This is a genomic window from Lactobacillus acetotolerans DSM 20749 = JCM 3825, assembly GCF_001436775.1.
Classification (GTDB): Bacteria; Bacillota; Bacilli; order Lactobacillales; family Lactobacillaceae; genus Lactobacillus; species Lactobacillus acetotolerans.
This window is the reverse complement of sequence record NZ_AYZC01000013.1, coordinates 1-12954: the sequence shown is the minus strand read 5'-3', so window position 1 is coordinate 12954 and position 12954 is coordinate 1. Positions and strand designations below refer to the sequence as shown.

Below are 12954 nucleotides of genomic sequence, written 5' to 3'. Positions count from 1 at the left end.
CCAATCACACTCCTTCATTAATCTTTTTAACTAAAGCTTTGCAAAAACCATCATCCGTTAATCCCAAAACTTTGCGTTTTTTCCCAATAGCATGGGATAACTCTTCAGAACTAAAGTTGTCAATAATTTTTACATTATTTTGCTTAGCAACCCTAGTAATCTTTTCTGATGAATCTGCATAAATATCATTAGCCAAAATAACTACCTTTACCTGCTTACCTCTGAGCCCAGCAATAACAATATCTGTACCGGAATCTAATTCCCCGGCTCGCTGTGCTAAACCAAGCAAATTCAATGCTTTTTGTCTACTCTGCACCCTTATTTATCACCAAATAATTCTTTCCTAGCTTTTTGATGATCCACATAAGAATAAAGGTCTTTATAGAATGATTCTGGAATTTTCGTACCTAAACTTCGTTCCAATACCTTTTTATCCTCTGCCATTTTAATCTTACTTGGATCCAATGACACATATGCGCCACGTCCTGGCTTCTTACCAGTAGGATCTACGGAAACATTCTTTTCTTTATCAATAACAATTCGCACTAATTCTTTTTTAGGTTGCATTGTATCGGTTAATAAATCTTTCCGCATTGGAATTTTCCTTTTTTTCAAGAAATCACCAATCCTTATTCTTTATCAGTATCTGAACCCTCATCTTCGGAAGAGTCATCATTATCGGCTTCCTGATCATCGTCGGAATTATCTGATTCATCTGTAGTTTCTGCATCTGGATCACCCGTTTCCGAATCATCGGAAGAATCATCACTATCATCCTCCTGAGTATCATCAGAATCAGCTGCCTCATCATCAGTAGCTTCTACATTTGAATCATCATCTGCCGCTGTTTCTTCAGCATCTTCACTATCTGTATCTGTCTCATCTGTAGTTACAGAATCATCCGACTCTTTTTTATCTGAATCATCTTTGTTTTCATCAACAAATTCAACTTCAGATTCTGGACGAATATCAATTTTATAACCAGTTAAACGAGCAGCTAAACGAACATTCTGACCTTTTTTACCAATTGCCAATGACAATTGATAATCTGGAACAATAACCAAGGCATTCTTTTCATCCTCATCATCATCGTTGCTAAATTGAACAGCGATTACTTCTGCAGGATTTAGTGCGTTGGCAATGAAGTCAGATGGATCTTCTTCATATTGAACAATATCAATATTTTCTCCATCCAGCTCATTAACAACGTTTTGAACTCTGGCACCACGTTGACCTACACAAGTACCAACTGGATCAATATTAGGATCATTCGTTTTGACTGCCATTTTAGTTCTGTCACCCGCTTCACGAGCAATAGAAACAATTTCAACAGTTCCATCATAGATTTCTGGAACTTCTTGTTCAAATAAACGTTTTACCACGTCAGGAGCAGTTCTTGATACCGTAATCTGTGCACCCTTAGAATCAGAACCAACGTGAGTTACAAGCACACGAATTTTATCTTGTGGGTTGTATGTTTCAGTCGGCATTTGATCACGATGAGGCATTACGGCTTCAACGTTACCAATTTTAACATAAACGAAGCGATTATCACGTCGTTCGACTGTTCCAGTAACTAATTCATCTTCATATTGAGAGTACTCATCAATAATATGGGTTCTTTCTGCTTCACGCAAGCGTTGCATAATAACTTGTTTGGCAGTTTGAGCGGCAATTCTGCCAAAATTCTTTGGTGTAACTTCGAAGCGAATCTCGTCCCCGACTTCATAAGCCTTATTAATTGCCAAAGCATCCTTCAAACTAACTTCAAGGCGATTATCATGAACCTCATCTACAACAGTTTTAACCGCCATAACCTTAAAGTTACCCTTACGTTCATCAAAATCAACCTCAACATTTTGTGCTTGGTTAAAATTTTTCTTATATGCAGCAACTAAAGCAGCTTTAATTGCATCAACAATCACATCTTGCTTGATACCTTTTGTCTTCTCTAAAGTGTCAAACGCTTCAAGCATTTCTTTAGACATAAGTTTTGATCAGCCTTTCTAAAATTCAATTGCAAAGCGAATACTTGCAATTAACTTACGAGGAATAGTCAGAGTTTTTCGTCTTGTTTTAATCTTTATTTCTAACTCAATTTCTTCATCATTATAAGATTTAAGAGTACCTTCATATATTTTCTTACCATTAACCTTTTGATAAAGGCTGATATGAATGTATTTATTAACCGCATTTTCCCAGTCACGGTCAGTTTTAATCGGCCTCTCAACCCCTGGTGAAGAAATCTCTAAAACATAGGGATCAGGAAAAGGATCAGGGTCTAAACTATCAAGTTTTTTAGAAACCAATTCACTTAGATCAGCTATTTCATCTATATCAATCCCATTTGGTTGGCGATCAACATAGATTCTTAGGTAATTCTGGCCCTTTTCTTTCACATATTCAATATCTACAAACTCATCATTTCGTTTAGCAATGATTGGTTTGACTTCTGATAGAACAAGATCTGTAACTTTTGACAAAAAGTTTTCCTCCGTAATAAAAAGAGTGAGCAATAATTGCTCACTCGAATTTACTTATTCGAACTTCGCGAATAAGCATAGCATATTTATACTGCCGTTGCAATCTTTAGAACAAAGAAAGCTGATTTTGAGCAGGCATCCCGTCCAAAACGCCATTATCTTCTAAATAATTCATGATCGTAGTTGATAATCTGCCCCGTTTTGCCAAATCTTCCTTAGACAAAAACTTTTGCTCAGTCCGCGCAGCAACAATCTGCTTAGCAACAGTGTCACCCAACCCTGGTACTGCATTAAAGGGTGCCAAAATTGTATGTTTATCAATAATCTTAAAATTAGTGGCTTCAGATTTATTGATATCAACCATGTTAATTTTAATACCACGTTCCAAACATTCATTGGCAATTTCCAAAACTGTCAGCAAACTCTTATCTTTAGCAGAGGCATCATTACCATCATCTTGAATCTTTTTCATAGCAGCCTTAACAGTATTTTTACCGTGACTCATCGCAACCAAATCAAATAAGTCAGCCCGAACAGAAAAGTATGCTGTGTAATAAATTTCCGGATAATAAACTTTAAACCAGGCAATTCTCAAAGCCATCAAAATATAAGCCGTAGCGTGGGCCTTAGGGAACATGTACTTGATCTTTAAACATGATGGAATATACCAGGCAGGTATTTTCTTATTTTTCTTTAAGACTGCCATGTTGTCATCACTTATACCCTTACCATGACGAACTGTCTCCATCGTAGTAAAGGCAACTTCTGGATCAACACCCCAATGTATCAGGTCCATCATTATGTTGTCACGACAACCAATAACATCCTTTAATTTACAAGTACCATTATTGACCAAATTTTCAGCATTGCCTAGCCATACATCAGTACCGTGGGACAATCCAGAAATCTGTAACAATTCAGAAAAGGTAGTTGGTTTAGTTTCTTCCAGCATGCCCCTAACAAACCTGGTACCAAATTCTGGAACTCCCAAAGTTCCGGTTTCAGATTGAATTTGTTGTGGAGTAACACCCAAAATCTTAGGACTAGAAAATAGTGACATAACACCTGGATCATCAGGCGGTATGGTTAACGGATCAACCCCAGATAAATCTTGCAGCATTCTGATCATTGTTGGGTCATCGTGACCCAGAATATCAAACTTCAAAATATTATCATGAATAGAGTGGAAGTCAAAGTGGGTAGTGAGCCAAGCTGCATGAACATCATCTGCTGGATACTGCACTGGAGTAAAATCAAAGATATCCATATTATCAGGGACAACGACAATACCCGCAGGGTGCTGTCCTGTTGTCCGCTTTACTCCACTGACACCAGTAGCCAAACGGTCAAGTTCTGCTCCCCGCAAATTTAATTCTTTTACTTCATCATAGTGCTTGGCATAACCATAAGCGGTTTTATCCGCAACTGTGGCAATAGTACCGGCACGGTAGGAATTATCCGGACCAAACATAACCCGAATGAAGTTATGGGCAACAGGCTGATAATCTCCAGAGAAATTCAAATCGATATCTGGAACCTTATCACCATGAAAACCTAAGAAGGTAGCAAATGGAATATCCTGGCCATCTTTTACAAGTTCAGTGCCACACTTTGGACACTTCTTATCCGGCAGGTCAAAACCAGAACCATATTCTCCATTCTCAAAGAATTTAGAATATTTACACTTAGGACAGCGATAATGCGGGGGAAGAGGATTAACCTCTGTAATTCCAGACATTGTCGCAACTAGACTTGATCCAACAGAGCCTCTTGACCCAACCAAGTAACCGTCTTTATTTGACTTTGCTACAAGTTTTTGTGAAATCAAGTAAATTACCGCATAACCATTAGAAATAATAGAATGTAACTCTAATTTGATTCGATCCCCCACGATCTTAGGAAGTGGATTACCGTATAATTTATATGCCCTGTCATAGGTCAAACGCTTCATTTGCTCATCAGCATTATCAATGTGTGGTGGGTAAAGTCCACTCTTAATGGGTGCAATGTCGTCTAAAGAAGCAGCAATTTTATTAGTATTATCAATGACAACCTCTTTAGCAACATCCTTACCTAAGAAGCTAAAAGCATCAAGCATTTCCTGGGTAGTGTAGAAATGAAGGTCAGGTTGTTCTTCATCCCTATTTGGGTTTCCTCTCTGTGAAGAGGTTAAAATTGTCCGATAAATTGCATCCTGAGGATCAATATAATGGACATCCCCAGTTGCAACAACTGGTTTCTTCAGTTCCTTTCCTAACTTGTAAATATTGGTCAGAATCTCTTCAAGTTGTTTTTCATCAGCAACCAAATGGTTAGCAATCAGCTGTGAATAATTAGCTGGCGGCTGAATTTCTAGGTAATCATAAAATTTAGCCTTTTCACGAGCCTCATCATAACCTTTTTGCATCATGGCAGTGAAAACATCGCCTTGAGAACAAGCTGATCCATAAAGTAAACCATCATGATACTTATTTAACTCAGATTTAGGCGTACGCGGAACCCGGTAAAAATCTTTCGTACTGGCAACTGAAACCAACTTGTACAAGTTTTTCAATCCTGCCTGAGTTTTTGCCAAAATTGTCATGTGTGATGGTCTGGCCCGCTTATAAACCTGGCCACCTTCTGCATAACTATTCATCTTACCCAGATTATCTTCATTAAACTTCTTTTTAAATGCATCAAGCAGTTTATACATCAGATATCCAGTAGCTTCCGCATCTTGATTAGCTCTATGATGGTGTTCAAGGGGAACGTTATACTTTTTAGCCAATGAATCCAACGTATGCCGGCTCTGTTCAGGGTGCAATAATCTTGATACCTCAAGCGTATCAACAACCGGTTGCGTAATTTCATCGAGCCCATTTCTTCTCAATGCAGCGTTAACAAAGCCCACATCGAATTGAACGTTGTGCCCACATAAAGGATCATCGCCATAAAAATCTTTGAATTCTTTAATTACGACACCTTCATCATCAGCTTTATCAACCATCTCATCCGTGATTGAAGTCAAGTTAATAGTTTGTTCGCTCAAGGGATGGTGTGGATTAATAAATTTGTCAAACCGTTTGAGCACTTCCCCATTCTTCATCTTGACCGCACCAATTTCAATGATTGTGTCGTAAACGGAGGATAAACCGGTGGTTTCAACGTCAAAAATTGTAAATTCTTTATCCTCGTAAGTCATAGATGCAGGATTAATAACCAATTCGGCATGATCATCAATCATATTGGCTTCAAGGCCATAAAGTATCCTTATACCTGCAGATTTCCCAGCATTATAGGCTTCTGGAAACGCTTGCACATCACCATGATCGGTAATTGCCACGGCACTTTGACCAAATTTCTTAGCTGTATTTACAAGGTCCGTAGCCGAATTAGTGCCGTCTAGCTGACTCATATTGGTATGAAGGTGAAGTTCAACCCGTTTTTTATCACCCTTATATTTTTCTTGACGTCCAACGTGTTCAATGGTTTCAAAACTAGTCACGTTAAAAACTACGTCGTGTGTCCATTGGTCATTAGAAGCTGAACCCTGCATTTTGACCCAAGTACCAGGTTTTATAGCCGAAATACTCTTAATTTGTTCTTTATCAGAAACAAATTTCTTAAAAGCAATCGAACTAGTATAATCAGTAATTTCACCAGAGAAAATAACCGTCCCTGATTTAAGTTCCTTATTATTGAGTTTAAAAATGTTCCCTTCAATTACAACATTTCTGGTCCCATCAACAACATCTTTAATCTGGCTAACCGGCATATTTTCATCTAATTTACGGTTCCCATACCTCGTCCTCTTGGTTGGGTATTGCTGGGGCTTAGGTCTAGATTTTTCAGGAGTTGCATCATATGCTTGCTGCATATTTTGTTCATGTTCTTCTTGTAATTGCTGCAAATTTTCTAAATTGTTCTGCGAATTTTCTTCATTTAATTCAGTAATAAATTTTAAATTAAAGAAACCAAAATTACGCATTTCGAACGCAAGCTTATCCAGCATTCTCTGCTCAATTAAGCCATCGACTACAGAATTATCAACCGGTATAACCCACCGGCCATCCGTTTTCTCAGGTTTATGACTAGCTATAAATTCACGTGCAACCGGCTGCAAAATTTTCGAATTTTTAACTGCATACTTCCAGTAATCTGTTAAATATTCATCTGAACCATCGGCAGTTCCTACAAAAAGCCGTGTGTTTACAAATGAAGAGAAGCTGGCAGTTATAGCCTTTGTTAACGCAATATATGTCTCAAATTTTAATGGTGTAGCAAAAAAAACATGGATATCCCACCTGTGTTCTTTAGCGTAAACATCCACGTTCTCAATTTTACCTTTTTGAAGTATATCATTATCCTCAAATTGATCTGGAAAATGAATTTGCTTCAAAAGTCTTAAGAAAAGTTCGTTTTTATCGGTCACGAAAATTATCCTAACTCTTTATTTACAAAATTATCTAACTTATTTACTGGGATTTCGGTTGCCTTGGCGTCAGTTGGGCGTTTAACTTCAACAATACCATCACCAGCCCTTTTACCAACTGTGATTCGAATTGGTGCCCCAACTAAATCAGCGTCAGCGAATTTAACACCAGCACGTTCTTTACGGTCATCGTACAAAACATCATACTTTGTGCTAAATTTCTTTTCAAGTTGTTCAGCCAACTTAGTTTGCTCTTCCTTATTCATCTTCATTTGAACAATATGAATGCTAAACGGAGCAACTTCCTTCGGCCAGGCAACACCAAATTTAGTTAAATGTTGCTCAACAATAGCTGAGAACATACGGGTAACACCGATACCATAAGATCCCATGATAACCGGTTGTGCCTTACCATTTTTATCTAAGAATTTAGCACCCATTGTTTGCGTATAATAAGTACCAAGTTTAAAAATGTGGCCTACTTCAATTGAAGTAGTGAATTTAAGTGGTTGATGATCAATTGGATCAGGTTCGCCTTCGTTAGCAACTCGAATATCGCCAAAATCGTCAACCGTAAAATCACGGTTAAGGTTGACATTTTTTAGTTGATAACCAGTTTCATTAGCACCAACGACAAAGTTATAAAGACCTTTAACAGTATTATCTGCAATAATTTTATCAGCCCAGTCTGCTTTAACGGGACCAACTCCACCTTTTTCAGCACCAGTAATCTCTTTTAATTCCTTGTCATTAGCTTCACGAACTAAATCAGCATCAAGTAAGTGGGTCAATTTAATTTCATTTATTTTTTTATCCCCACGAATTAATACCAATATAGGTTGCTTGTCATTAACAATGTAAAGAACACTCTTAACAATTCTAGTTGCTGGTACCTTCATGAATTTTACTAAATCAGCAATTGTCTTTTGTCCAGGAGTAGCAACTTTTACAACTTCTTTTGGATCCTCAGGATCCTGTTTAAAGGTATCAACACTTTCTGCCATTTCAACATTTGCTGAATAAGATCCAGATTCATTAGTTGCGATAGTATCCTCACCAATATCTGCCGGAGCCTGGAATTCAGTTGAATTCTTGCCGCCCATTGTTCCTGAGTCAGCAATTACTTGCCGAACTTGAACACCACAACGTTTAAAGACATTGGCAAAAGCTTTTCTCTCATCTTCAAATTGTTGGTCTAATTGGTCGGCAGTTGCAGCAAAACTATATGCGTCGAGCATAATAAATTCACGGCCACGAAGAAGGCCAAAACGCGGACGGTTTTCATCACGAAACTTAGTCTGAATTTGGTAAAGAGCTATTGGCATTTGCTTATAACTCTTTAAATTCTTAGCAACTATTTCCGTAAATGTTTCCTCATGAGTGGGGCCAAGCAAACTTTCACGGCCATGACGATCCTTCAATCTAAACATCTCAGGGCCATATTTTTTTAAACGGCCTGATTCTTCCCAAAGTGAAGCTGGCAAAAAATGAGGCATGGACATTTCAGGAACATCTATTTTCGACATCTCCTCTTCCATAATATTTTCCGCCTTACGCAAAACTCTATAGCCTAAAGGCAGATAAGCATAAACACCGGCAGTGACTTGACGAATATAGCCACCACGAAGCATTAGCTTATGGCTTTCAGCTACAGCATCGGCTGGAGCTTCCTTCAAAGTTGGCATAAAGAATTTAGATTGACGCATTAACTTTCTCCTAAAATAAATTTTTATTTAATAAAGTAACGATAAATGTCATTACCAGTAACTGAAATAATCAAAATCAATAGAATTACAAAACCAATCAATTCAGCTATTGCTTCATGATCTTGTGAAATTGGCTTGCCGCGAACTATTTCAATCAGATTTAGCAATATCTTGCCACCATCCAGGCCAGGGATAGGAATCATATTAACAATTCCTAAGTTAATAGAAATCATGCCCAAGAAGGCTAAGATATAAACAAAGCCCATATTCGAAACTTGCGAAGTTTCAGAATAGATACCAACAGGACCTGCTAATTTGTTTAAACTAAAGTGCTTAAATAAACCACCAACTGCATTAAAAATCAGGCCGGTGGTCGATACGGCTGTATCCCAGCCACGTTTAAACTTTACGCCTAGATTATTATCACTTTGACCTTGCACACCAATTTGGTAAAAAGTTTGTTTTTGAACTTTCTTCTTTGTTGGCTTTACGTTAACAGTTCTTGTTTGCCCATCTTTTTCAAGTTTAAGACTTAAAGGCTTCCCGTTGCTTTGAGCAATTCGCTCGGAAACATCATTAAAACTGTTCGTTTTATGTCCGTTAACCGAAACAAATTTATCACCACTAACGATCTTTGCGGTCTGAGCTGGTGAATTCGGTGCAACCTTCGCAATAGTTGTAGTTGCCGGACCAGGAATTGTAAAAGTCCAAATTAAAAAAACTACGAAACCCAAAATAATGTTCATAAGAGGTCCAGCAAAATTAGTTGCTAACTTCTGCCAAACATTTGCCTGTTGGAACTGGGTATCACGCGGAGCAATGATTAATTCTGTTTTATTTTTATCAATAATAGTTGCATCGTGGTTAACATGATAGCTAACAGGTTTTTCTTCGTCACCATTTTCATAGCCATTGATTACCAACGAATCGACTAAATCAGCTTTGGTAACTTGAACGGGAATTCCTTCAATTGGCATATCAAATTCTGAAGCATCAATTCTAACAACTTCATTTTTGTCGTTTAATTGCAGAACTACAGTCATACCTGGGTCTAATTTACTTTCATCATCAGCACCTGCCAAACGCACATAACCACCAAGTGGTAACCAGCGAATAGTGTACGTAGTAGGATTACGTCTAATTTGAAAGAGTTTGGGCCCCATCCCAATTGAAAATTCTCGAACAAGAATACCGGATTTTTTAGCTACAATAAAATGCCCAAATTCATGAACAAATACGAGTAATCCGAATACAACTAAAAAGATCAGTATACCCTTCAATGAAAATCTCCTAGTGTACTATACCTAACAAGGCAGCGACAACTGGCAAAACGAAGAGCATGCTATCAAAGCGATCTAAAATGCCACCGTGTCCCGGTAAAATTTTACCAGAATCTTTGACACCATAGAAACGTTTATAAGCAGACTCAACCAAATCACCCATTTGTCCCACGATTGAAAGGAAGAATGCAAATATAATCATTTGTAACTGTGGGTAGCCTACGTCAACAAACATGACGTAAATGGCAGCACAGATAACAGCACAAATTGTACCACCGATTGAACCTTCCCAGGTTTTATTCGGACTGATGACCGGCCATAACTTATGCTTACCGATCTTACGGCCAATCATGTAGGCACCCGTATCGGTGAGCCATACGACAACAAAGACGTAGCAAAGAAGTGCTAAGCCATTTGTATCGCTTCGAATTGCGGCCATATAGTGAAAGCCGGTACCAATGTAAAGTGCTGCAAGTGCATAGACTCCGACATCAGCAAAGGTCGTCTTATTCTTTGAAAGAACAGTCCAGGTCAGCATTAACATAATGATTGCAAAATAAACACCGAATTTAGTCCAGTGCCAAGGCATGTTCTTAAAGAATGCATCTGGTACGACACAAGTTAAAGTTGCTAATAATGCTAAAACAAAGTCTACTGAAATTAGAATTTGCTTTTTCATCAAGAAAATTTCACTGATTCCGACCACAGCAAATGCGACCGTCAGCCAATCCATCCAAAGTCCACCTAAAAGGACAATTGGAATAAACAAAATTAAAGCGATAACTGCTGTAATTACACGTTGTTTCATATATTCTACCTAACTATCTGATTCATCAATTTTACCAAACCGACGATCACGATTTTGAAAATTTTCTACAAAATACTTTAAATCATCTTTATTAAAATCTGGCCAATACTTATCACTAAAGGCAAGCTCAGAATAAGCAAGCTGCCATAATAAGAAATTAGAGATTCTTTGTTCACCTGAGGTTCTAATTAAGAGGTCAGGATCACGGTATTTACCAAAATTACCAGTCATTAAATGATCAGAAATCATATCTTCGGTGATTTCATCACTCGTTAAACTCCCGCTCTCAATCATGCCCCCGAGTTCCTTCATAGCTGAAGTAATTTCTCGTCTCGAGCCATAATTAAAAGCAAAGTTTAAAATTAAGCCTGTATTATGAGCTGTTTCTGCCATTGCACGTTCAACTACATCATAAGTATTTCTAGGTAACTCATCCAAATAACCCATAATATTAACTTTGACATTATTTTCCATTAATGTGGGCATGAAACGATCGAAAAAACGAACTGGCAAATTCATTAAATAAGCCACTTCTTCTTTTGGACGAGCCCAATTTTCAGTGGAAAAGGCATACAATGTCAAGATTTTAATTCCAAGCTTATCAGCGGCTAGAGTAATGCGTTCAACATTATTCATGCCCTCATAATGACCAGCTACCCTTGGCTTATGGCGTTTTTTAGCCCAACGACCATTGCCATCCATTATAATAGCAAGATGATTTAATTGGTTTTTCTTCTTGCTCATTTTTAGCCTTGCGTAATTTCCTTACGCTTTTTATCCGCAAGTTCATCAATTTTCTTAGTTGAGTTATCGGTTACTTTTTGAACTTGCTTTTCTAAATTACGTTGTTCATCCTCAGTAATTTCATCGTCTTTTTCTTGTCTTTTAAGACTATTCATTGCATCCCGACGAACATTTCTAACAGCAATCTTAGCATCTTCAGCCATTTTATTTACTTGCTTAGCTATTTCTTGCCGTCTTTCACCAGTAAGTTGTGGAATAACCAATCTGATGACTTTACCATCATTTGCGGGTGTTAAGCCAAGATTTGAAGCCAAAAGCGCGTGCTCAATATCATCCAAACTACTTTGGTCATATGGAGTAATCAGTAAAACCCGCGGTTCTGGAATAGTAACACTCGACATTTGCGTTAAGGGTGTCGGTGCACCGTAATAATTAACCTGAATCCCTTCAAGCAAGGAAGCATTGGCTACCCCAGCCCGGATTGATCCTAAATTCTTTTGATAAACCTTAATTGATTTATCCATATTCGCTTGTGCTTTTTTTATCGTCTCATTATTCATCATTTACCACCTTCGATAATAGTACCAATATGGTCACCAAGAACCACTTTCTTGATGTTACCTTCAGTATTTACGTTAAACACAATCAATGGGATGTGTGTGTCCATAGACAATGAACTTGCAGTTCTGTCCATAACTTTTAAATTCTTAGCAATTAAATCAAGTTGGGTTAATTCACTGTATTTTTTTGCTTTTGGATCAAGTTTAGGATCGGCGGTATATACTCCGTCAACACCGTTTTTGGCCATTAATATAACATCTGCATCTATTTCAGCCGCACGAAGAGCAGCAGTAGTATCTGTTGAGAAGTATGGATTACCAGTACCGCCACCAAAAATAACTACACGACCTTTTTCTAAGTGTCGAATGGCCTTTCTTCTAATATAAGGCTCAGCAACCTGACGCATTTCAATTGAAGTTTGGAGTCTTGTCGGAACACCAACATGCTCAAGCCCATCTTGAAGGGCTAAACCATTCATAATGGTAGCTAACATACCCATGTAGTCAGCTTGTGATCGCTCCATACCTAATTTAGCACCAGTTTCACCGCGCCACATATTACCGCCGCCACAAACGACACCAATTTGAACGCCTAAATCGTGAACAGATTTAATTTCTTTTGCCAGGTGAGCAATGACCGTCGGGTTAATACCTGTTCCTTCATCGCCGGCTAAAGCTTCGCCTGAGATTTTCAAAATGATGCGTTTATATTTAACTTGACTCATAGCAACCTCCTCTAATAGCTTTAATTATTTTACCATATAAAATAATTCTATGTCTGTTTACCCAATAATGAAAAGGCATTTTTAAATTTTTTAATAACCCTGATTTAAAATTGAAGTGCAACACAAATAGAACTTAAACAAAAAGGTCATGAAGACCTAAACTTAAATTAACAAACCAGTTAAGAAAGGAATCTTCATGACCCAAGCAAATTCTAGCATGCAAACACCATATCA

Annotated in this window: 11 protein-coding genes; all 11 read right to left on the bottom strand. The window is 37.8% G+C overall.

What is annotated here, in order from left to right; genetic code table 11:
• Positions 1 to 4 precede the first annotated feature (4 nt).
• The 11 genes from FC77_RS03220 to pyrH all read right to left on the bottom strand — a co-directional run bounded on the left by FC77_RS03220 (position 5) and on the right by pyrH (position 12720).
• Positions 5 to 316 (bottom strand): L7Ae/L30e/S12e/Gadd45 family ribosomal protein, encoded by a 312-nt coding sequence (locus tag FC77_RS03220; RefSeq protein WP_056970105.1) that lies wholly within the window; start codon positions 314 to 316, stop codon positions 5 to 7.
• Positions 317 to 318: 2 nt separating this feature from the next.
• The gene (gene rnpM, locus FC77_RS03215; RefSeq protein WP_151443587.1) at positions 319 to 615 is read right to left on the bottom strand and encodes an RNase P modulator RnpM; all 297 of its coding nucleotides are present in this window, start codon (positions 613 to 615) and stop codon (positions 319 to 321) included.
• Positions 616 to 629: 14 nt separating this feature from the next.
• Positions 630 to 1988 (bottom strand): transcription termination factor NusA, encoded by a 1359-nt coding sequence (gene nusA / locus FC77_RS03210; RefSeq protein ID WP_082621116.1) that lies wholly within the window; start codon positions 1986 to 1988, stop codon positions 630 to 632.
• Between the two features lie 18 nt (positions 1989 to 2006).
• The gene (gene rimP, locus FC77_RS03205; protein WP_056970103.1) at positions 2007 to 2483 is read right to left on the bottom strand and encodes a ribosome maturation factor RimP; all 477 of its coding nucleotides are present in this window, start codon (positions 2481 to 2483) and stop codon (positions 2007 to 2009) included.
• A 106-nt stretch (positions 2484 to 2589) separates the two neighbouring features.
• The gene (locus FC77_RS03200; protein WP_056970102.1) at positions 2590 to 6897 is read right to left on the bottom strand and encodes a PolC-type DNA polymerase III; all 4308 of its coding nucleotides are present in this window, start codon (positions 6895 to 6897) and stop codon (positions 2590 to 2592) included.
• A 5-nt stretch (positions 6898 to 6902) separates the two neighbouring features.
• Complete coding sequence (locus FC77_RS03195) at positions 6903 to 8603, bottom strand: proline--tRNA ligase (RefSeq protein WP_056970101.1); 1701 nt, start codon at positions 8601 to 8603, stop codon at positions 6903 to 6905.
• A gap of 23 nt (positions 8604 to 8626) precedes the next feature.
• Positions 8627 to 9883, bottom strand: coding sequence for an RIP metalloprotease RseP (rseP, locus tag FC77_RS03190; protein WP_056970100.1), 1257 nt, complete (start codon positions 9881 to 9883; stop codon positions 8627 to 8629).
• Between the two features lie 10 nt (positions 9884 to 9893).
• A complete protein-coding gene (locus tag FC77_RS03185) occupies positions 9894 to 10691 on the bottom strand; it encodes a phosphatidate cytidylyltransferase (protein ID WP_056970099.1) in 798 nt (265 codons plus the stop codon).
• 9 nt (positions 10692 to 10700) lie between these two features.
• Entirely contained in the window at positions 10701 to 11435 is a 735-nt protein-coding gene (locus FC77_RS03180) for an isoprenyl transferase (protein ID WP_056970098.1), read from the bottom strand.
• A gap of 2 nt (positions 11436 to 11437) precedes the next feature.
• Positions 11438 to 11995 carry a ribosome recycling factor gene (gene frr, locus FC77_RS03175; protein ID WP_056970097.1) on the bottom strand — a complete coding sequence of 186 codons (558 nt, stop codon included), beginning with the start codon at positions 11993 to 11995 and terminating at the stop codon, positions 11438 to 11440.
• Positions 11995 to 12720 carry a UMP kinase gene (pyrH, locus tag FC77_RS03170; protein WP_056970096.1) on the bottom strand — a complete coding sequence of 242 codons (726 nt, stop codon included), beginning with the start codon at positions 12718 to 12720 and terminating at the stop codon, positions 11995 to 11997. Before pyrH ends, frr begins: the two co-directional genes overlap by 1 nt.
• Positions 12721 to 12954: the final 234 nt, after the last annotated feature.

Bases quoted from the DNA above. Each gene is read 5' to 3' on its own strand.
- FC77_RS03185 (WP_056970099.1), bottom strand. From the start codon at position 10,691: ATGAAACAACGTGTAATTACAGCAGTTATCGCTTTAATTTTGTTTATT.
- pyrH (WP_056970096.1), bottom strand. From the start codon at position 12,720: ATGAGTCAAGTTAAATATAAACGCATCATTTTGAAAATCTCAGGCGAA.
- frr (WP_056970097.1), bottom strand. From the start codon at position 11,995: ATGAATAATGAGACGATAAAAAAAGCACAAGCGAATATGGATAAATCA.
- nusA (WP_082621116.1), bottom strand. From the start codon at position 1,988: ATGTCTAAAGAAATGCTTGAAGCGTTTGACACTTTAGAGAAGACAAAA.
- FC77_RS03195 (WP_056970101.1), bottom strand. From the start codon at position 8,603: ATGCGTCAATCTAAATTCTTTATGCCAACTTTGAAGGAAGCTCCAGCC.
- FC77_RS03180 (WP_056970098.1), bottom strand. From the start codon at position 11,435: ATGAGCAAGAAGAAAAACCAATTAAATCATCTTGCTATTATAATGGAT.